This is a genomic window from Shewanella violacea DSS12 (assembly GCF_000091325.1).
Classification (GTDB): Bacteria; Pseudomonadota; Gammaproteobacteria; order Enterobacterales; family Shewanellaceae; genus Shewanella; species Shewanella violacea.
On the sequence record NC_014012.1, the window covers coordinates 131,761 to 153,030 of the forward strand.

Sequence of the window (21,270 nt, forward strand, 5' to 3'; positions counted from 1 at the left end):
TTGAACTTCGCCTTCACAGTAAATATATCTGCTATGAAGGCATAGATACTAATCCCTACAGTAGATCGGCAAAAGGTTGAATATAAACAATATCACCAGAATTTAACTGCTCATCCGGCTCGCCTATGATGATAAGACAGTTGGCTTTAACCATAGAGGTCAACATCCCGGAGCCCTGTGCGCCTGTTGTGGTTACGTGTAGCTTGCCATCCTGAGCTAAGCGGTAGATACCCCGGGTAAATTCAGTGCGTCCCTCGCGGCTGCGCATTGTACAATCGGCAATAGCGGGAACTAGGCTAGCTTGCCAGTCTTTCTCACCGGCGAGCTTACGCAGTGCCGGTTGAACGAATTGAATAAAGGAGACCATGACAGCAACTGGATTACCCGGTAAACCGAAGAATAAACTATCGCCTATCTGACCGAAGGCCAGCGGTCGACCCGGACGCATATTGATACGCCAAAAGTTAATCTTACCTACTCGTTCCAAGGCAAGCTTGATGAAGTCGGCATCGCCGACCGATACGCCACCTGAGCTTATAACCACATCTGCATCTATGGCGGCCTGTTGCAAGGCCTCGGCGAGGGCATCTTCAGAGTCATGAATTATGCCTAAATCGATCACCTCACAGCCTAGTTTACGTACCATAGACTTGATGGTGAAACGGTTCGAGTCGTAGATACAGTTAGGTTTTAATGGCTCGCCTGGTTGGCAAACTTCATCACCGGTGGAAAATACGGCCACCTTAGGACGTCTAAATACCGGCAGCTGGCCGAAACCTAAGGACGCCAGCATCCCTTGCTCCGGAGCCTGCATACGCTTATGGGCGGCCAGTGCAGTCTTGCCTTTAGCAATATCTTCTCCGGCTAAACGCACATGTTGGCCTAAGACTATGTCACCCTGGAAGCTGACAGCTGACCCTTGTTCAATAGCAAGTTCCTTCATCTGTACTGTGTCGGCACCGGGGGGGATCGGAGCGCCAGTCATGATGCGCACGGCCTCATTGTCTTGTAATCTACCTTCATATTGATGCCCGGCCATCACGTCGGCGACTATGGTGTAGCGATTTAGCCTAGGCTCGGAGAACTTGAATGCATAGCCATCCATAGCCGAATTGGTATTTTGCGGTACATTTAGGGGAGAAATTGCATCTTCGGCTAGCACTCGCCCGCTCAGTTCATCCAGTAGTAAATGTTCGCTGGCTGTGATTGGATCTACCAAGGATAAAATATGATCTACGCCCTGTGTGACTGAAAGCGTTTTACTGCTACCGAATTCACAGCCTGTAGAAGGTGCTAGGGGCAAGGTGGCTGGGGATACTTGCCACTTATCGATATATTTGATGACAAAGTCGGCTATCTGCGAGACATCGTTGATATCCAGGCGATGTAATCCATTTGGAACTTGAGTGTCATCACAACAGGCAATAGCTTGGATATTCTCATCCTGAGTGTGAAGTAAGGGTTTGCCATGGGCGGCCCTGTGTAGCTCGATTTTTGGCAGCTCAAGTTTCTTGAAGCCTTCGACTAAAACAATATCCACCTTGTCTTGCTCTATCTGTTGCAGCAGATGTGGCAGTTGTGGATCTCCTTCGACTGCATGTTCGGTCATTAAGGCCCAGCGTACATGGGAGGCAACCAAGACCTGACGGGCACCGGCTTTGCGCATTTCGAAGCTGTCCTTTCCCGGAACATCCACATCGAAGTTATGGTGGGCGTGTTTAATCACCGCCAAGCGAACTGAGCGACTATTTAACTCAGGTATCAGCTTCTTGAGTAGGGTGGTTTTTCCTGTGCCACTATAGGCACAAAATCCGAGTATTGGGATAGACAGCGGATTGGTAAAAGGAATGCTCATTTATACCTCGAAATTTACTTGGCAATAGCCTTAGCAACTTGTTGTTTTTGTTCTGGCGTGTTTACGTTAACGAAGGCATTGGCTTGATCTGAAAAATCAGTGACAACACGGTCATGTTTGGTGTACCAAAGTTCTACTTTTCGTTCGCCAGCATCTAAGAAGGCTTTCATCGAATCTCTTAGGCTTGGCTTGAGCAACAAGACCACGGGCTGCTCTCTTTTTCCGTCACTGGCGACCGCAAGATCGGCCCCTTGGTGCTCAACTTGGGCCAACATGCGCGGCACAAGGTCACTTGGTAGTAAGGGGCAGTCACAAGGCACTACCAGCAAGTAATCTGCCTGGGTATTTGCCATGGCGGTGATCATCCCAGCCAGAGGGCCTAAGTAGCCAGTGTCTTCATCACTGATGACTGGAAAGCCAAACTCAGCATAACGGGTTTGATTACGATTTGCGTTGATCAGGATCTGCTTAACTTGAGGTTTAATCCGATCGATCGTATGTTTTATCATGGGTTGAGAATTTAGCTCTACTAAGCCTTTATCGTTTCCACCCATGCGCCTAGCCATCCCGCCGGCTAAGATCACGGCATCAATTTGCAATGACATATTAAAATCCTGTATGTGTATTGGAGCTTTTTTCTATGCAATTAGTCTATCTAAGTTTATCGACACGCCTATAGCAGCTTTATGCCGTTTACTGAGCATAGTGAGCCATTATCTGTGTTAGCGCTTGCATAAACCACCAGAGATAAAGCCGTTAGCCGATCTGGCTATTTTAGCAAATGCCTGTGCAAGTGTCTTACCGCGAGTAAGCTTGGGCGGTGGAGCTGAGTCATGTAGCAAGCAGACCTCCGGATCCCCATAGAAGAGTAGCATTCCGCCATTGATTATCTTAGGTTATGGAGGAGCTTGAACTCGGTGATCATGCTGGGGCAGAGGCTATAGATAAGGTGTTATACCAATCGGTATAAGTGTAAAACAGGCAAAAAAAAACCTGGAAAATATAATCCAGGTTATAAAGAGTGTGTGAGCAATGTCGTGCTTGATAACCCCGCCTAATCATGACCTATGACGTGAATCATAGGCTGAATCACATAAGTAAGTGTGGGTCCTTGGAACGCATGCAAATAATAATCATTATCATTTGGTTGTGCAAGTGTTTTGTTCCTACTTTGTAATAAAAAGAGCTGGAGTTAGTTTATTAAGCCTTAAAATCAACCGCTTAAAGTATGTTGTCTGACTTGCTATTTACAAACTACTACTCCGTGTTCCCTGTGCTATTTCACAAATCAGCATGCTTTAGCTGTATATGGCTTATATCTGCCTGTGTTGGCTTTCGTTCTGCTCGATGTTTCGTGAGTAGATAATAGGGATAACTCACGGACAGGAAAATGCTGCATTGGACTGTGATAAGAAGATGATGCTGATAAGACTGTGCTGATAAGATTTGTCGATTGGATAAGTCTGTCGAATAGTGTTGCTAGGTTTTAGTGCACGGGATCTGAGGCAAAAAAATACCGGGATAAATAATATCCCGGCTATAAGAGTGTGTGAGCAATGTCGTGCTTTGCGAAACTCGCTTAACTTTCCTATCTAGCTAGCCCTGAGCAGAGATAATTAAATAGTGAGCTAAATAAACAGAGATGAAGTGTTTAGATTAGCAGTTGTAGAGTGAGTTCTTGGAACGCATGCAAATAGTAATCATTATCATTAAGGTCTGCAAGTATTATTTGTATAATTATTGAATTTATATTGTTTTACTTCGATTCGTAAGTATAAGCATATGTAATTAAATGAATTTATAGATTGTAAATAAGGACTTATTTTCTAAATGATTATCTGGAGTGGTGCGCTATGGCTTTAGTCGATTGATGCCGCTCGATATTAGGCCAGGAAGAATAACGTTAAGCTGCTGGTGGATTTGTTGCTAGATACTTTTTGGCTAAGTTAGAGAATATCAGGCAAAAAAATACCGGGATAAAAAATATCCCGGCTATAAGAGTGTGTGAGCAATGTCGTGCTTTGCGAAACTCGCTTAACTTTGCTATCTAGTTAACCCTTGAGCAGAGATAATTAAATAGTGAGCTAAATAAACAGAGATGAAGTGTTTATTTTAGCAGTTGTAGAGTGAGTCCTTGGAACGCATGCAAATAGTAATCATTATCATTAAGGTCTGCAAGTCTTATTTGCACAGATAGTGAAATTAATCTTTCACGGTGGGCTTTTTCCTTCTCATCCAGCTATTTCAGCTCAATAATCTTTCGCGGTAATCGGCTTGTATAAAGGGCCAAGGCATAGAGAGCCTTGGCCACATAGCTTGATCTAGGCGTGAAGACTCAAATTAGATCACTCGGTAGTGCGCTTGATATCAATCAAGGGTTAACAGCGAGATTCCTGTTCCGAGTTGACTATCTTCTGCTCTAGGACTCTTAACAAGAGGCCGTAGGCGGGTAAGAATAGACATAAGCTAACGATAAGTTTAAAGCCATAATCGACGCTAGCTATCTCGGGCCAGTGCTCAGCCATGAAACTGTCACTGGAAGCATAAAACGCCAGGCCAAAGAAGACTAGAGTATCCACTAAATTACCAATTAGGGTCGAAGCTGCAGGGGCGACCCACCAAGATTTAGTGTCTCTTAACTTAGCAAAAACCTTGATGTCCATCAGTTGACCGATCAGATAGGCGGCAAAACTCGCGAAGGCGATTCGAAATACTAAGCTATTGAACTCTGTCAGGGCGGTAAATCCCTGAAAGCTGGCTTGATGAAATACCACACCCATCAAGTAAGAGATAATCAGAGCGGGCAGCATAGCCTTAAAGATGATCCGTCTTGCCGAGTCCTGGCCAAAAATTCTTACGGTGAGATCCGTGGCAAGATAGACGAATGGAAAGCTAAAAGCTCCCCAGGTTGTATGATAACCAAAGAATTGAAAAGGTAACTGCACCAAATAGTTACTGGCGCATATGATCAATATATGGAAGCCGACGAGTAAGAGCAGCGCTCGGCGAGTTTGACTAGCTGATAAAGATAGCATCTGTGGCCTTTTTAAGTTTAAGCATTGGCACGGGGTGAGGGAACCCGTCGTTTGTGTATAACACTTTAATGAGTGACTATGACTAAATGAATAGTGGCTCTGTGTGTCTTTTATAGTTTGTTTCCCCCTATGGGGGCGGCACAGTATATAGGTGTAGAAATTCCTAGCAAGCCTATCTGAGGTATTATTCACATAATGCTATTAGCATCTAAACTTAAGTCAGATTTATCGGGATCTTCCCAGAAGACTTTTGGTCCTAGTGAGTCATTATTACGTCTGTAACTGTCGCTATTTATGTGATTCATTATGTTGCCAATATGATTAAGCCGATGAGAATTTTGATCTATAAGTTTTTGCTGATGATACTGATTACCTTGCCTGTTCAGGCATTAGCCGAGACTCCTATCATCCGTGTCGCCACAGACAATTGGATCGGTTATACCAATCTAGACGGTAGCGGTTATTATTTCGATATTCTAAAACGCGTTTTCCCCCAGGGTGATTGGCAAGTCGATATTGAAATTGTGCCTTTCTCTCGGGTTCGCTACTTGCTCCATCAGCAGAAAGTGGACATGGCTTTGGGATTTTATCCTGACGATAAAGTAAATTCCATTTACAGTGATATTCCAGTCGAAATTGATACGGTAGATATCGCCGTAACGCCCGAGTTGGCTGCCATGTGGCAAGGGGTCGACAGCTTAGCGCAAAAAAAAGTCCAAGCCTTGTTAGAGTATCGTTTTGATGAGCTGATCCCTGTGCCTATGTACTATGAAGAGAGTGTTAATTTATTGGATCTGCTCAACCGGGTGAATCAGGGGAAAATAGACGCGGTGCTCGATTATAAGCCTGACATCTTGTCTAAGGTGGCAGAGCTAGATCAACCCAGGCAGTTCGTTATCATAGATAATGTATTCCGATTAGAGGTCTACTTCGTATTCAGTAATACGGACAAGGGATCTCAGCTGAAAATTCACTTCGATAAAGAGCTAAAAAAACTCATAGACAGCGGTGAGCTAGATAGGCTGTTTCGTGACTATGTGGGAGAAGATGCGACAAGACTCAGCCTAAAGTGAGTGACCTTCATCGGCTAAGGTTAGAAAGACGTGTAATACCGGGTTAAACTTCAGTGAGAATTGACAGGATAGTGGTTAGCTTATTCTCTAGCTCTGCCCATTCAGCATCGGCCTCGGAGCCTGATACTATGCCAGCCCCGGCAAATAAATTAATTCGTCCTGGTTCAATGAGGGCGCTGCGAATAGCCACGGCAAATTCACTTTCATAGTGATTAAAATATCCACAGGCGCCGGCATACCAACCTCTGGCATAACCTTCTTGCTGACGAATAAAATCCATAGCCGCCTCTCTAGGCAGTCCACCGACCGCTGGGGTTGGATGCATAGCCAGTAATAACTGAAAATCATCAACCTCAGGTTTTAATTCGGCCCTAATCGAGCGATGAAGGTGCTGAATATGGCTTAACTTGAATACCTTAGGTGACTCTTCAGCGCCTACATAGCGACTTAATGGGCTGAGAACATCGACAATATGCTGACTTACCAACTGGTTCTCATGGCTATTTTTGCTATCTTCCTGGAGTTGTGTCGCCAGTAAGGCATCTTCTTCTTGATTTAACCCTCGTGTCGTCGTGCCTGCCAATGCCTCAGTAAATAGCTCTCTGTGACGGCGTCTGTATAGGCGCTCAGGTGTACAAGAGATAAATGTACGATTTGGGCTAAATTGAAAACCGAATTGAAAACTACTTGGGTTACGACCTTGCCAGCAGGCAAGTAACATCCAAGGATTAATCTCTTCATTGACTTCCAATTGAGTCAAACGAGATAGCACTACCTTAGGGGTTTCGTGGATAAATTTGGGGTCTGTGACCCTATTAACCAATTCAGTCCAATGGTGGCGATCCGGTCTGTCACTACGCCCTAACAGACTGACCTTGTTTGGCGGTGGCAGGGGTTTAGCTGGGGCTAAACTGCCTAAGCTTTCCATTGCATGCCGACGCTCAGACTGGGTATCTTGCTTGTCACAATTCAAATTAACCACTAGCTTAAATTCAGTGCCACTGCGTCTTAACTCTACTCGGGGAAGCACGAAACGGGCTCGACCAAATTCGGGCCAAGCTTCAGTGCTTCTGTCGAAGGCGACACCGCCATAGTAGCGAATGTCTTGATTCTTGGTTAATGCCCGTTGGGCCTGATATTCCATGGCGAGCTGATTATCGTCTGTGGTTTCGTCATAGAAGAAGTCTTTACAGCAGCCAATGGCGGCGACCTCTTCTTCGGTATCTCTACCTTTCCAATAGATCCTTGGGTAGATCGGCTGAGCTGCCAGCCAGGCGATAACGGGTACGGCTTTGATATTGACAGACACTTGAATGATGGGATCGCAGTGAGACTGAAAATTTAATTGTTGCAGCTTATCGGTAAGGTACTCGATAGCCTGTGGCAGCATTAGAACAGCCAATACACACTCCAAATGGGTCAGGACAATGAACCAATAGGCAGAGCCGTTGAGGCATCGTAAAATTTATTAAAGCAATTGTTAATAAGAACCTTTAGCACAAGCTAAAGTGCGAGCTTAAAACTGTCAAGTCATAGGCTTTCAAGCTGTGAGCTTTAACTTAAATTCGACTCTAAGGTATATCAATACCTGCCTAGTTACATGAAGTTCGACTGGCTAATCTAAGATCGAGAAGCTATTAAGTGTCAATTTGTTACTTAAGAGGATAAGGCTAACCGATTAAAATTAAGCAGTTACTAAACTAGTTGCTGACTGACTTGTATATTTCTAAATGGAGCGAGTGCGTTATAGATGTTTTATAGTGGTGATTTACCTTCCCAAGGCATAGAATGAGCGGCTTAGAACGCTATTCTATAAACAAAATGTGTATTCAACACTCGGCGTACAAGAATAATTATAAAAGCATATAATAAGACGCATAAGAGATCTTGAATCTACGTCCGTAGGTCATTTTCTGGGAGCTAGTACATGGGGGGGGACAATGAATTCTAAGACACTGGTTAAATATCCTGTGTCCAAATTGGCCATAGGCATGTTTGTGTCGGCCATAGATCAGCAAGGTCAGGTTGCCATAGCCAACGCGGGACAGATACGTAGTCAAAATGCGATTATTAAACTGAAGAAGAATGGTATCAATTATGTGTGGATTGATATCGAACGTTCGGCCGATAGCTGTGGACTCAAACGCGCCATTTCACCTAAACCTATAGTCAAGAAAATCAAGCCAAGTAGAGATAAGTCGCAACTAGTAGCCAAGAAATTACTGCTCGAGGCTAAAGATCTGGTACAGAAAGTGCTGTCAGAGGTCTTCGAGGGAAAAGCCATCGAGGTCGCACCTTTCGAAGTTTTAGCCGACAATATGATCGAATCAGTCATGCTCGACGATGACGCACTCAAGTGTGTATCGGCCCTGAGAACTAAAGATGCCTATCTGTTAGAACACTCAATCAACGTCGCATTTCTGCTGGTAACCTTCGGTAAATACCTCAAGCTGGATAAAGATATCCTTAGGCAGATGGCCGTGGGGGGGATCTTACATGATATCGGCAAAATTAAGGTCGATAATAAGGTGCTGCACAAGCCGGGAAAATTAACCCCCCAAGAGTTTGAGCACATAAAGTTACATCAAGTTTTTGCCATCGAGATTATGGCTGAGACCAAGGGACTATCGGACCTCAGTAAAGATATCTGTCTGATGCATCATGAAAAATTGGATGGTAATGGTTATCCAAGAGGCCTTAAGGGCGATGAGATACCCCTTCATGGCCGCATGAGTTGTATCGTGGATATATTCGACGCCCTTACAGCCACGCGTTGTTATAAAGAGGCTATGAGCCCTGCGGCAGCTTTCAAAATCCTCCTCAGCCTGACGCCGTTTCATCTGGATGATAAATTAGTTTATGAATTTATCCGCTGTGTGGGTGTCTATCCTGTGGGTTCATTGGTGGAGCTATCGGACGGTCGAATAGGCATAGTCTGGGAAGCAAAGGACAGGGATGCGCTGCATCCCATACTCAAATGTTTCTATTCAATCAAACATAAACGCTATACGAATGTGACCATGGTAGATCTACTTAAGTCAGATCTACATATCGAGCGTGGTGTTTCCCCAAGGGCTCTGGATGTCGATCCGGCGCCATTTTATTAGTCTCTGTTCTCCTTCCACATTAGGCTCTTTTTGATCTGGCGATTAGATAACAGGTATAATCCGCCATTCGATTTATCTGATTTGAGTGCAACATGAAGCGTGTATTACCTGTAATCGTTATTTTACTCTCTCTGGCTTTACTGATCCCAGGCGTGACTCAGCCAATTCTAAGTATCAGTGGCAGCATAGAGAAATCTGAGTTAGCTCAGGCGGGAATTGCCCATCTGGCTGATGGCAGTGGTAGCGCAAGAGACATGTTAACTATGATGTCGAGCATGTTAGGCTTCGACACGCTCCAAGGTGAGGTCGAGGTTTTTCAGAAAACGCGTAGTATCTGGGGCACCGTCGAGGAGCTATATCAGTCTGGCAATATCTTAGTGGCTCTGCTGGTGGGGCTATTCAGTGTGGTGATTCCTGCATTGAAACTGATTTGTATGTTGATACTGCAAGGTCCCATCTCACTTAAGGCGAAATTAAAACTCAGCCAGTTTACCGGCATCATAGCTAAATGGTCCATGGCCGATGTATTCGTGGTGGCAGTGATCGTGAGCTATATGGCGGGTAATGCCTCCGCAGGAATGGGAGACCTGTTAAAAACTACAGCGAGCTTCGATGTGGGCTTCTACTACTTCGCCGCATATTGTGTTTTTTCTATTTTCAGTGGTTATTTGATGGGCCGTCCCAGTGAAGTTCATATCACTGACGAGCCAGGTATAGAGGCAAGAGCTTAGGTAATAGCCTCTCTAGTCTAGATGTGATGGAGTTAGCGGTCTCGCTGGCTCCATATTCTCTTTCTATGCCGTCTTATCTTGTGGGCCCGCTTGGCTATGGCTTAAATTCTCAACTCTCAACTCTCAACTCTCAACTCTCAATTCCTAATTCTCAATCTTCAATCTTAGACTTACAGACGATATATGATGCCAATAATGACCCCTGCAGGATTGAGGTCATATCTGGTTTACTTGTGCCTTAGCCGATCTAGCTATTTGTTAGTAAAAACGGGTATTTTGGATTAAATAGTGATTCGATAAATAATAACCAGTCTAGCTTCTTCCTTTCCATTAACTGAGCAATCAAGGGGAAAAATGAAACACTGGTTAATTATCTTATGCTGTGCAGTCTTTGTTATTGCCTCAATACTCACCAGCGGGCTGACTAGGACCCTAATAGATCTCGGTGCCTTCGCGTGCTTGTTATGGATCGTACTGGGTTATAAACCCGCTCCCGTGAAGGAATCTAAGGGAGAATAAATAGCCCTATAGCTTGCTTCATTGTCTTCCTGCTTTCTTAGCTCTGTCCTGAGTCTTAAAGCTAGAGGCTTCTTTTAAACATACAAGATGTACACCAGTGAGCCAGTGCCGATAGATAACCAGAGTGTTAGCCCGAGTATCAAGGGTTTCGCTCCGGCGGCCCGCATCTTAGCCACAGTGATCCCACCCCCTATCAAGAACAGACACAGAACCAATATTCGTTTGGATAATTCGAAAATGGCCTGATAGGCGATTTGCCCCTGGGGAAACCAATGGGCGATAGCGATAGCAAGGCAATAGAAGCCGATAAAATAGGGGATAGTTATCTTCTTCTTGTCACCGCCAAACATCAAGGCACTGAGGAGTGCGATAGGGATGATCCACAATGCACGGGCTAGTTTGATGGTGGTTGCTGTTGTGAGGGCCTCTTCGCCATAGGCCGAGGCCGCACCGACGACCGATGAAGTATCGTGTATCGCGATGGCACACCATACACCAAAGTCATATTGGCTCATGGCAAATAGATGACCTAGCGCGGGAAAGAGGAACAGGGCAATTGAGTTAAGGATAAATACTGTAGACAGTGCGATAGCCGTTTGTTCGCTGTTGGCATTAATGGCTGGCGAGACTGCAGCTATGGCGCTACCGCCACAGATAGCGGTACCTGCGGATATAAGCTGGCCTGTTTTCGAGTCGAACTTGAGTGCTCTGGTAAGCAGATAGCCTAATACCAAGGTAAAAATAATAGAGCCTAATATCAATGGCAGGTTATCTCTGCTGATTGATATAGCCGTATTCAGATTAATGCCAAAACCAAGACCTATGATCGAATATGACAATAGACGCTTAGTGAGGGCGGCGAGATCTAGATTAGAGGGGATCAGGCCTAAGCTGGCTAAGGTAAATCCGAGAACTAAGGCTATGGGTGATGATATAAAGGGGAATAAGCAGAGAGTAGCTAATGCATAAAATGGTAGGTATTTCTTTAATATCAGTAGCTTCATTTGCATTTAGTTATACCAGATGTCATCGAGAGTCATAATTATATCCATGAACTAGGCTTCAATAAATTCAATTTATTTTAGTTACGAGTTAAATTTTATTTATTCTCGCCTAGTTCTACTTGCCGATATGAATGAATCTAATCGAAACTAGAGTATAGAATTGGGGTATTGGCTGGCATAGTGATCGATTGCCAACGATCACTGAATGTATACTTGGCATAAAGTATAAAGTGATTAGGTTCGTAGAAATCAGAACGTTGTAAATCTAAGGACATGCCTAAATACCAATGTTTACTTATACGATTTTCAATTGCAGCCTGAAACGTATACCCAAATCCCCCTCCCGAACTCGATGCCTCACCGGTTAAGTAGGGGCCATCCTCTTGTGTCCACGAGTTTGAGATTGAACCACTGAGTAAGTACGACCAAGTATCATGGTAACGTTTATAGTAATTAACAGGTATAGAGACCGAAAAATAGCTCTGTGGACTATAATAACCGCCATGACCTAATGTGTATTCACTAAGGTTTTTATTGTAGTTGAGGTACATAAAGTTAGTCCCAACACTCAAACCTTGATCCTCATCTGCAATCAGTTTGTAATAGCTACCAGCCAGAAGGCCTAAGCGGGTATTATCTGCAACATTATCGCCGGTGAGTTTATGATACTGGATACTCGTCCAGATACCATAAGGCCCTCCCTGATCGTAGCTGGTGCCGATTTTTAATCCCGTACGAACCACACCGCCCCATTCCGTGCCTTGTGGATCTATGCTTCCCTGGGGCACACTTAAACCTGCATAGGACAAGATACTGCTGGTTTCCGGGCGCTTAGAGGCGTTAATCCGCCAGCCAAGATCGGCGAGGTCGCCTTTGACTGTGATCCCTCCAACCCAAGTAGAATGAGTAAAGCCAAGGGGTGTTGTGCCTATATCTGCCGACCAGTTGTCAGCCTCCCAGCCAACACCTAAGGCTGTGCCTGAAGCTTGCTGGTCAATGGGAATCTCATGGTGATCTTGGTGTTGATTCAAATAGTCGATATCACCGGATGCTATATTGACATGCTCAGCCCTTAATATCAGATGCCCATCCAATGAAGGTATAGGGATCCTTGCCTCAATAGGTACCTGAGACATCTTATTTTCGCCATCTCTGGCGCCAAAGTCATAGCCAATCATGACATGTCCATCCAGACGATCATGCAAGGTGTCTATGTCTTTTTTCACATTGCGGGTTAACCAATAATCATCGGCTTGATCATAAAGCAGGTGTAAACTTGGCTTCTCTGGGCTGGCTTTGTCTTGGTTGCGGTTTTTTGCGATACGATCGGAATTTAGGGCCTTATATCCACTTATGCCGGCGGTATGCCATTGCTTATTCGTCATGGCAATGGCCATACTATCGCGAAATTCCATAGCACTGGCTGAGTCTGGCAGCAATTCATTCAGGTGGTTTGCTTGAGTATGACGACCGAGCCGATTGAAGACTCTGGCGACCGACATTAACTGACTGGCCGTTAGCTGGCCACGCTTGCTATAGAGGGCTGCCGCGATATATTCATATTGAGTTTGCTGCTCTAGTGGAATACTGGATTGCAGTACACCAATTAGCCCTTGAGTTTTATAGGGTTCAGCTTGTTTACTCACCTTAAGATAACGTGCTAATGCAGAAGCGTAAAGCTCTTGCTGATAGTCTTGTTCCGCCTCGGCAATATTAGCCTGTGTAGCCAATTGATGCAGGGACTGGCGTTCAGATATGCTGAGTAATGTTAAGTTACTTAGATGCTCGCTACGTGCTTGCCAGTCATTAAAGTCCTCGAAGGCATGCATAGTGAGCATCAACTTGGCATAGGCTAGTTGGGTGGAAAATGACCAGTCTTTTTGTGGCGTGATAGCGGCATAACTTGTTTGCGCTCGTGTGGCTTCGCCTAGCTTGTACCAAGTCTCAGTAATACGCATCATGGCTTGAGGGTCGTGTCGATACTCTTGTGCCAATTTCGAAATGGCCTTTACACTCGCCTCATGAGCATAGAGATATCGTGCTTGAATATTGTCTAAATCCAAGTTGAGGCTTAATCGAACTAAGTTTCGCTTCATTGCCGGCGTGAGCCGTGTTTTCGGCACCGCAGCTAATGCATCCACTGCGGCTCTAGCTTGGTCGTTACGTGATAAATATAAGCTGTAAGCGAAGTGCATTTGAGGATCTGAGGATGCCTGATCCCAAGCTAGCATCAGGTCGTCGGCTTGCTTGGGGTTACCCAAGATCCTCAGTGTGTCGGCAATGTCGGCACGCAGCCATGGTGATGATGGCTTTAAAGCCAGTAATCTGGACACAGAGCGCTTGGCCTGATCCATATCACCTGCTGATAATGCCAGTTCAATTGCCTGTGAAGCCTGATCGGATCTGAGGGACTGTATCTTGCCATTAATGGCGAGTTGCTGCTGAGGAGTGTAATGTTCAGCCAACTTAATAGCGGTACCTAGCTCTCCTTGTGCCAGTGCTACATTCAAACGTCCTCTCAGGGCTGAGTTATTGTTCTGATCACGATTGAGTGCCAGCTGATAATAACGTTCAGCTTGTTTATACTGCTTTTGCATCAGGGCTAATTCAGCCAAGCCGTTGTATGCATCAGGAGCTGCAGGTGTGATTTTTATCGATTTTTCATATAGATGTTTGGCATCTGTATAGCGATTCTCTTTTAATGCAGTATCGCCTTGTTTCAGGTAGGCCCAATATGACGACACTTTAATCAGTGAGCGCCATTTTGATGCTGCATCCGGATCTTTATCGAGTTCCTGCGCTTTCTTAAAGTAGGCCAAAGCTTGGGTTTGATTCCCGCCACGAAGATAGATAGTACCTATGGCACCAAGTAGTTCTGGATCATCGGGGCGAGTGGTTAAGGCATAACGCAGTTGTTTGGCAGCCTGGTTATTCTTGCCTTCATCCAATAGCGCCAAGCCTTTACGCTTAGCGCGATAGGTTGGATCTTTCTGCAGTATTAATTCACGAGCTAGCCGCTTTTTTCCTTCTTGGTTGGCGCGCTGAATCGTACGGTTGGACGGATAATAACTGCTTAAAATAGCATATTGTTCGGTTACCGATGTCGAAATTGGCAGTGAGTCTAAGGCGTACAACCAAGATAAGGCTGCCTGCTCGCCAATGTCCGGCCTTAGTGCTAAACGACGGTAACTGGCTAAGACCCAAGGATCCGCTGGATGGCGTTTACCAATATGCTTGGTTAAGGCGAGCTGAAAAATGGGTACATCCGGGTTGTTAGCATTGAGTTTTTCTAAGCTAGTCTTGACGCTTTGCCACCGTGAAGCAATATGGCCTTCAACTTGGAGGTATTCCAACTGAAGACTTGGTGTCGGTATACCATTTGGAAACACCGAATCATAGGCGAGTAACGACTCTAGGTAACGTCCTGAATGAGCAAGTAGTCTTGCTCGTTGAAACTCACTTTTTTTCTCATTGCGAATTGAAAAAATGCTATTTAATGCCAAGGTTTTTTGGCTTTTTGGGGCTAATTGCTGCAACTTTTTCCACGCTGCGGTGGCTTTATCCAGCTGCTTGGTTTGCAAGTACATATTGGCTTGATAATACAAGCCGCTGACATTGTTACCTTCGATGGCGAATAATCGTTCCAGGGTGCTGAGGACTATGTCATCACGCTTCATCGCCTGGGCTAATTTCAATTGGCCCAGTAACCAATCGACAGAGTCCACTTGTGCTAATTGAGTCTCAAATAACTCAAGTGGCTGATCTAATTGATAGATGCGTTTCTTCTGTTGCTGGGTTAATGGACCATGGGCTGGTGTGTACTCAGTAATGCTCTTCACCGCCATCACAGGGGATGTATATAAGAGCATGGTTATAAGGAGACCCAATATGGCTTTCAAGCTTGTTGATGACGTTACTTTTGACATTGGGTTTGTAACTCTCCGTGCTCACCAAAACGGAATCTCTCTTGATACCAAGCTTCACCAAACAGACCCAAAACATTATCGTAGTAATGTTTGCCATCATTGCGCTGCAATAATGAGTGAGCCCGCTCAGCTTGTTGTTCCACTAATGCAGCTTGATTCGAAGCTGAAAGAAATGGCAATAATGCGGCAGAGAAACCTGGGCTGCCCGCCTCTGTATATTGGCCGTTTAGGGTATCCACTTCCCGTGGTGGCGCTGAGAGTTGCTGTGTCGCGGCCACCATAGCTTGCATGGTTTGCAATAATGTGGATTTTTCTTTATCGGCATCGTTAAGCATACCTATCCATAAATAGCTGCGAATCGCGTTATAGCTACCTAGATTTCCTGTGATGTCATCGGCGGTGTACACCCCGGACTTTAGTGTTACCCAATCTGGGCTAAAGCCGTGTTGTGCAGTGTCGGTTAACATAGTAGCACTGGTCTTATATAAGGATTGCCATGTGTACTTGGGGTAGAGTGTCGCCATTCGTGACAGCAACTGCAAGGGCACGTAGCTGGGATTTAAGCGGTAGCTCCCATCGGGTTTATCGAAGCCCTGGGGCCCGGGTAGGAGCACGTTACCAATACCTGGGACCTCTAGGGTTTCTTCCCTAAGTATGCGACTGGCAACTAGATGACTAAGGGATTTATAGTAGTAGTTATCCCAGAGTCGTCCGGCTTCAGCCAAGCTATATGCTATCCATAAATCAGAATCAGATGCTGAATTATTATCTAGTACCCCGTACGTTCCAGTCGTCTTCTGTCCCCATAGCCATGCGGGTAAATGTGCGGTCAGATCACCTTCGGCAAGATGTGTCTCTGTCCATGTTAATATTTGTTGAAATGCCTGCTTATCGTTGGCTACTAAGGCGAAAAACAACCCATAAGATTGTCCTTCCGATGTGGTAATTAAGCGCGGATCGCTGGCATCCACCACTCTGCCATCTTGGAGGTAATTTGTTTTGAATGTATTCCATTCTGGCCATTGACACTCAAGCGCAAAAACCTGAGATGACAAGGATGTAAGCATCAGGGACAAACAAGTGAGCCAGACTAATTTTTTCATGATTCATCCTCATTATCTTGAAGGCGTTTTGCTGCAATTGGACGAAGAATACGCCAGAGCACGATAGTGACGATAAGCATCAGAAATACTACGATAAAGGCTAATAAAATAGGATGATTGGAGAAGTGGTACCACACAAGTTGCCATATAGGCAGCTTACCTGAGTAGTAGTGCTCACCGACATTATAGCTGGCGACTTCATTGTTACGGATAGTCACAACAGAGCCAAACATGTGCTCCACTTTACCGCTATCGCTTAATGCTTCATCCACCAGAGATAGATCTTGTGGGTTAGCGGCCATTATGGTGATTAAACTGCGCTTGGCTGAAAACGGTGATTCTATACCGGTTATTGCGGCAAAGGCCCCCTGTGCTTGTACCGATATCATCTCTGTCGGGTCTTGTTTAGAACTGCTGGGCTTAAGGTCCAATAGCTCTTCGTTTTTATTTGGAAATTTCATCAGTCGCTTGCCTGCATTTAGCGTCAGGTTCACTTGATCTGTATCGTATTCAGCGGTATTGAGTGAAGGGGCGACACCAATACTCAAGATATCCTTATCTTGCAGTAGTTGTTTGTCCCATCGGTCGATTAGTTGGACATTGATGCCTGGATAGCCTGTATCTGCACCTATGACGCCCATTATATTTAAGAAGCTCTGTAGTGCTGCAGCGGATGGTTTTTCTGCCACCACAACGACGGTTTCAGATAAGTCCGCCATGCGTGAGAATGGGAAACCGGAATTAGAGAAAGCATGCATATTCGGCATTTCGATATAATGTGGAAACCCACTGAAATCTATTGTGGAATTACCATCGATAACCGCATATTGCTTACTAGGTTGTGTTACCTGACACATGCCTTCTGTGACGGAGGCAAAGCTAAATTCAAACTTAATATGGTTGTTACTTCCCACCTTAAAGGCTGGAATCGGGATATTGTCGCTTGAACTTAAAAAATTATCATCGATCAGCGGTATGCGTAATTGGCTAGATTCACCGCTTTGCCCATCCGTGGTTAGGTTAAAGGCTTCGATAAATTGGTTATTGATGCTTAAACTTAGGCGAGAGCCTGAGTCATTTTTCGTTGGCGGCGAATAATGATAATTCAGATCCATAGGGATACCACGACTTTGCCATGTAAACAGATCCGGCGGTAAACGTAAGTCAACACGAATAGGTGGTGGTGTTCGACCTTCTACTTGTAAAGCGGATTTCTGTTTTACCAGCTCAGACAAGGAGGTTGGGCGTGTTGTGCTGATCCAATTCGGTGCATCATAGGCTTGGCGGGGGACGATTTGATTAACCGAATTAATTTTTGCTATTGGACCGGTTAATAATGAGGTTCCCAGTGCCAGACCTTTAATGGCAGTGTTGAGATCTTCGCTATCTCGTCCAATGACCAATAACAGTTTCACATAAGGATCTCTTGGGTGGCTAATTACTTGTAAGTAAGGGCCGTCCGCATCGGGAAAGTCTTTAAGGAACTCGGGTTTATTGTTATTTGTAATGAAGACTATGGCGTTTTCGTCTGGCATCTTATCGAAAGACAGAGGAAAGCTAGTACTACGCCATTCGGACAAGGTGCCAAAATATGAAGCAGCAATTCCTGCGGCTTTTATCTCGTCAAGATCATAGTCGCTTCCCATCACCACTGGCAGCTTGAGTTTGTTAAAGTCGCGCTCATCAAAAAATGGCGCCGGTAATAGGCTGAGTTCGCTCTTCAGTAGTGTTTTTTGAACTTGAAGATCGATATGGCTGCTCAGACCAATTTCGGCCCATATGCTGGAGTCATTAGGATTCGCACAGCTTGTGTTTGTATTACCAATTAACTCAAAACGTAACTGATTAAAGTTACTGAAAAATCGCGTATCGAGAGGCATAGATACGCTATTTTTTTTACCTTGTTGCCCGTCACTTATCGATACAACGCCCATCAATTCATTATTAAAGTAGACCTTAATATGCGATACCAAGGCCAATAATGCCGGAGATGGAGTGAGATCAAAATGTAACGTAGCCTTTGAAACCACCTCATCAAGACGAGAGCCAAAGCCCACATAAATACTATTCTCACTGCCCAGTATTTTGATTGAACCTGTATAGCCAAGTTGGGAGAAGGAGATCACCCGTTGAGACACTATAGGGATGGAAGTATTAGACGCTTGCGCCGATAGCGCTGGCGCTGTTACTGGTATTATAGGCTGTTGCGCAAAAGCGCTGGCTGAGATCGCAAGCCCTAGAGCTGCAATCATTGTTAATCTAGAAATTAGCATGGTTAGAGACTCGAGTAGAAATATGACGGGGTCGCAGTGACCAAGTAAACTCACAAAAAAACAGAATGGGGCGAACGCAGGCCTTTACCGGTGTTGGACTGTGCCTTAATAATTGCTGATAACCGCTAGCTCCGACCCGTAACACCCTGCTCAGACTCGCTAAGGGTTTATCGGCCTCATAGCTTTGTTGCCACTTTGTCCAGGTATCTGCACGGGCAAAGGTGCACTGTACATAATCAACCTGTTGCTGGTTCGATAAAGGCGCGAGTTGTAAGCCTAAGATGCCATCTTGGGCATAGGTAACAATAGTTGGGAAAACAAATTGTTGATCCGAACGATGCAGGATGATCTCTAGCTCTTGATTGGGTAAAAATAGATGATTTTGTTCATCATAGCCTTCCAGTTTTACTCGAATACCCCCCAGTGAAAAATCTTGCATCACGGCGCGAAGTAAATGACCTGAATGTAAACGTACGCTCATAGGGAGGGCGACGGCGACACGGTGATCTTTACGAACCTGCTTTTCCTCGGCTGCGACAGCAACAGCACCGCCTAAGATCAAAAGGTTATAAATGGTCCAGAGAATATTGACGATAACTGTACCAATTTCGTCATCGGGCCCCCAGCCTATACGGTAAACACCGAAACCTAGTCCAATAATGTTCATGATCACTAAGGTGAGGTAAGGGAGCGAGAACACCCAATCAAAATAAGATTTATCGATTAAGCCTCCTTTTGCGGTAACGTTGAAGTTACCCTTGTGGGGGGCAAATAATGCCACTGTGGTAGGTTTTGCTATGTACCAAGCTAAAACGGTTTCATAGACTTCCCCCCAGAATGAGTAACGGTACTTTCCTTGTATCCGAGAGTTTGTCACGCTTGCATGGACCATATGTGGCAGAGCGTAGAGAATAATTGCAAATGCGGGAGCCGAGATCACGTAGGAATGCAGCAAGAGAAATGTGAGTGGCGCGATTAAAAAAATAATCCGCGGGATCCCGGATAAAAAGTGCAGCATGGCATTAACATAACAGAGGCGTTGTTGCCATTTCAGGCCAGATCCTGTCAAAGGGTTATCCAGTCGAAATATTTGCGCCATGCCCCTGGCCCAACGGATTCGCTGGCCAATGTGGGCCGATAAGGTTTCTGTGGCTAAGCCTGCCGATAAGGGTTGTTTTAAATAAGCAGAGTGATAACCCAAGCGGTGTAATCTCAATGAAGTATGGGCATCTTCAGTCACTGTTTCAACCGCGATCCCACCTACCTCTTCCAGTGGTGCACGGCGTAATATGGCACAAGAACCACAGAAGAAAGTCGCATCCCACATATCATTGCCGTCTTGAATCAAACCATAGAAGAGGTTGCCTTCGTTGGGGATATCCCTGAAGCTGGCAAGGTTACGTTCAAAAGGATCCGGAGAAAAGAAATGGTGGGGAGTTTGCACTAATGACATTTTTGGATCTTTTAAGAAAAATCCCATCGCGAGCTGGAAGAAAGCGCGTGTTGGTATATGGTCACAGTCAAATATGGCCACAAACTCGCTCTTGGTTTGGGCTAATGCATAATTGATATTACCGGCTTTAGCATGTTCATTGGTGGGACGACGAATATAATTAACCCCAGCTTCTTTGGCGAAATCCCGGAAGTCATCACGTTTACCATCATCAAGAATATAGATATTGAGTTTGTCTTTTGGCCAATCGACTCCCAACGACGCATATACTGTGGCACGCACCACATCTAAACCTTCGTTGTAGCTAGGGATCATAATGTCGATTTCAGGCCATGTGGTCTGATCTACGGGTAAGGCAACGGGTTTACGATTCAATGGCCATATATTTTGGAAGTACCCCAATAACAGCACAATCCAGGCATATGTTTCAGCCATCAGTAAAATCCCACCAAGAAATAAGGCGAGAGGATCATCCCAATTTAGTGTTGATGTGTACCGCCACCAAATATATCGGCACGATGCTGTGACCGAAAGAATGATCAGGAGCACGGTGGGAAAGCGTCCGGGCATACGCCGAAACATCATGGCCAACGCCCACAATAAACAGACAAAAATAATTTGTGCATTAAAGTTAAAAGGAACGGTGAAACACAGGAAGGCTAGTACGGCGACCAAGAAAAACAAGGTGTAATTAAGTAGATTATGAGGGCGCTTAACTTGAGGTTTGGATGGCATAGCCTGAGTGCTTGATTTCAGTCGCGATGGTTTCGTCGCCCAGGCTTCCAGCCACTGTACGCCTAAAGATAAGGTATTCAAGGGTAGGTAGAATGCACTCTTGATACGTTTGACCGTGATATTAAATACTTGATGTATGCGTGTCGACAATACATGTTTAGTTTGTTGTTGAAATAATAATAACCAAGAGGTTTGAATGACAAAACGTATAAGATCGAATAAAACCGGACGGGCAAAATTAATTTGCGGATAACCAATAAACAGTAATTTCCACGATGGTACGCCGGCAATGGTGGGCTTCAAGAATAGAAAGGCTGTGGTAAACCATATGGCCAGTACCAGCTCCCCTAGCCAAGATGCAGGAGCGCCTTCGGCTTCTTCAATAAACGTCTTCTGTGCTGCGAATTGGCTGACTATCCAGGTTTTAAAAATTAGATTAAGGCAAGAAAACATGGA

General features: G+C 45.0%; 12 protein-coding genes. 3 read left to right on the top strand and 9 right to left on the bottom strand.

The window, feature by feature from the left end; translation table 11 throughout:
* Positions 1–55: 55 nt before the first annotated feature.
* The 3 genes from SVI_RS00540 to SVI_RS00550 all read right to left on the bottom strand — a co-directional run bounded on the left by SVI_RS00540 (position 56) and on the right by SVI_RS00550 (position 4,890).
* A complete protein-coding gene (locus SVI_RS00540) occupies positions 56–1,855 on the bottom strand; it encodes a bifunctional molybdopterin-guanine dinucleotide biosynthesis adaptor protein MobB/molybdopterin molybdotransferase MoeA (RefSeq protein WP_013049401.1) in 1,800 nt (599 codons plus the stop codon).
* A gap of 14 nt (positions 1,856–1,869) precedes the next feature.
* Entirely contained in the window at positions 1,870–2,460 is a 591-nt protein-coding gene (gene mobA / locus SVI_RS00545) for a molybdenum cofactor guanylyltransferase MobA (protein WP_013049402.1), read from the bottom strand.
* Positions 2,461–4,233: 1,773 nt separating this feature from the next.
* The gene (locus SVI_RS00550) at positions 4,234–4,890 is read right to left on the bottom strand and encodes a 7-cyano-7-deazaguanine/7-aminomethyl-7-deazaguanine transporter (RefSeq protein WP_013049404.1); all 657 of its coding nucleotides are present in this window, start codon (positions 4,888–4,890) and stop codon (positions 4,234–4,236) included.
* 359 nt (positions 4,891–5,249) lie between these two features.
* On the opposite strand from SVI_RS00550, the gene SVI_RS00555 reads away from it, so the two are divergent.
* Positions 5,250–5,963 (top strand): substrate-binding periplasmic protein, encoded by a 714-nt coding sequence (locus tag SVI_RS00555; RefSeq protein WP_231847755.1) that lies wholly within the window; start codon positions 5,250–5,252, stop codon positions 5,961–5,963.
* Positions 5,964–6,006: 43 nt separating this feature from the next.
* Here the strand turns inward: SVI_RS00555 and SVI_RS00560 are convergent, their stop codons facing one another.
* Complete coding sequence (locus SVI_RS00560) at positions 6,007–7,365, bottom strand: isochorismate synthase (protein ID WP_041419537.1); 1,359 nt, start codon at positions 7,363–7,365, stop codon at positions 6,007–6,009.
* A gap of 538 nt (positions 7,366–7,903) precedes the next feature.
* Between SVI_RS00560 and SVI_RS00565 the strand changes: the two genes are divergently transcribed.
* Both SVI_RS00565 and SVI_RS00570 read left to right on the top strand, forming a co-directional pair.
* A complete protein-coding gene (locus tag SVI_RS00565; protein WP_013049407.1) occupies positions 7,904–9,070 on the top strand; it encodes an HD-GYP domain-containing protein in 1,167 nt (388 codons plus the stop codon).
* Positions 9,071–9,162: 92 nt separating this feature from the next.
* Entirely contained in the window at positions 9,163–9,801 is a 639-nt protein-coding gene (locus SVI_RS00570) for a paraquat-inducible protein A (RefSeq protein WP_013049408.1), read from the top strand.
* Positions 9,802–10,394: 593 nt separating this feature from the next.
* Here the strand turns inward: SVI_RS00570 and SVI_RS00580 are convergent.
* The 5 genes from SVI_RS00580 to bcsA form a co-directional block, all read right to left on the bottom strand.
* The gene (locus tag SVI_RS00580) at positions 10,395–11,330 is read right to left on the bottom strand and encodes a YeiH family protein (protein WP_013049411.1); all 936 of its coding nucleotides are present in this window, start codon (positions 11,328–11,330) and stop codon (positions 10,395–10,397) included.
* A 131-nt stretch (positions 11,331–11,461) separates the two neighbouring features.
* A complete protein-coding gene (locus SVI_RS00585) occupies positions 11,462–15,193 on the bottom strand; it encodes a cellulose synthase subunit BcsC-related outer membrane protein (RefSeq protein WP_197532049.1) in 3,732 nt (1,243 codons plus the stop codon).
* Between the two features lie 44 nt (positions 15,194–15,237).
* Positions 15,238–16,353 (bottom strand): cellulose synthase complex periplasmic endoglucanase BcsZ, encoded by a 1,116-nt coding sequence (gene bcsZ, locus SVI_RS00590; RefSeq protein WP_013049413.1) that lies wholly within the window; start codon positions 16,351–16,353, stop codon positions 15,238–15,240.
* On the bottom strand, positions 16,350–18,605 hold the full coding sequence (bcsB, locus tag SVI_RS00595; RefSeq protein ID WP_197532050.1) for a cellulose biosynthesis cyclic di-GMP-binding regulatory protein BcsB: 2,256 nt from the start codon (positions 18,603–18,605) through the stop codon (positions 16,350–16,352). Before bcsB ends, bcsZ begins: the two co-directional genes overlap by 4 nt.
* Positions 18,606–18,612: 7 nt before the next feature.
* Entirely contained in the window at positions 18,613–21,267 is a 2,655-nt protein-coding gene (bcsA, locus tag SVI_RS00600; RefSeq protein ID WP_013049415.1) for a UDP-forming cellulose synthase catalytic subunit, read from the bottom strand.
* Between the last annotated feature and the right edge of the window lie 3 nt (positions 21,268–21,270).